We start from the raw sequence: 1433 nt of genomic DNA on the forward strand, positions 1-1433 counted from the left end.
AGTGATGGCAGATAATGTATAATGATAGGATTAGTCTGATATATTAATTTCCTATGGATGAAAAATATTGCATTTCATTTGCATTTAATATTTACTTTCTCACCTTCTTTCAAGCAATTTATAAAATTAACTATCCTAACTTCTTGCTTAAATATCAGTTTCTATATAGGGACTGATGGCTAATCCACAAAATAGTCGCTGTGTTTATTTTTTTATAAATATAAAAGATATTTTTTTGCAAAGCAATAATTAACATCACTTGAATTTAATTGTGTTTTTTATTCACTGAGTAATTAATTGTTTTGATAAAAAATTTATTTGTTTTTATTATGGTGAAATAATGAGAAAGATTTTATTGGCTTTAATTAGTGCTGTATCTATACAGTCTTCTTACGCTTCTTATAAGGATGAGTCCTCAACGATTGATAATAGCGAAAAGAGCATTGCTATAGAAAATTCAGTTATTGATATTGGATCTGATCACTCCATCGCTATGGGGGGAGCTCAGATTTCTGGGTCTGATCGATCGGTTGCCATGGGGAGGGCGTATATTCTGAAGGATTCTGGTCACTCTTTTGCAGCGAACAGTAGTACTATTGAGACCCTTAGTCGTTATTCTTTCGCAGCGGGCCTTAGTAATATTGGGAAGTTAAGTCATGATTCTTTGGCTATGGGGCGTTCAAATATTGGGGAGGAAAGTTATGCTTCTTTGGCTATGGGGGAGGCAAATATTGGTTCTAACTCAGAGTTTTCTGTCGCTTTGGCAGGAGGGAGCATTAAGGATAATAGCGGCTTTTCTATAGCTATAGGTTGGAGATCAATAATTGAATCTAGGGCGAATAGTGCTTTTGCTATAGGGGAAAGTGCAGTTGTTCATAAAGCATATGGTATGGCCTTAGGTGCGTCAGCAATTTCTAGCCATACTAATGCAATTGCAATCGGGGCAAATGCTAAAACTGATAGGAAAGATTCAGTTTCATTTGGAGATAGCTATAACATTATAAATAATAAACAGTTAACGAATATTGCTGATGGTACAGAAGATCACGATGCAGCGACTTATGGTCAGTTGAAGGGGTTGGAAGCAAAAATTGATAATTCAACATTAGCAATGAACTCGGTAACAAGTTCAGTGGCAGATGCGAAGGCATCGGAACAGGCAGCAGCGCAGTCAGCGCAAGAGGCAGCAGACTCGGTAACAAAAGCGAACACCTCGCAGCTTGCGGCAGAGCGGTCAGCGCAAGAGGCAGCAGACTCGGCGACAAAGGCGAACACCTCGCAGCTTGCGGCAGAACAGTCAGCGCAAGAGGCAGCAGACTCGGCGACAAAGGCGAACACCTCGCAGCTTGCGGCAGCACAGTCAGAGCAAGAGGCAGCAGACTCGGCGACAAAGGCGAACATCTCGCAGCTTGCGGCAGAACGGTCAGCGCAAG

At 40.7% G+C, this 1433-nt stretch carries 1 pseudogene; it reads left to right on the forward strand.

Annotated elements, in window-relative coordinates:
• Window positions 1-340 precede the first annotated feature (340 nt).
• Window positions 341-1433, forward strand: a pseudogene (locus AB204_RS14895) (hypothetical protein); the annotation flags it as partial.

The sequence above is a fragment of the Xenorhabdus khoisanae genome (genome assembly GCF_001037465.1).
Classification (GTDB): domain Bacteria; phylum Pseudomonadota; class Gammaproteobacteria; order Enterobacterales; family Enterobacteriaceae; genus Xenorhabdus; species Xenorhabdus khoisanae.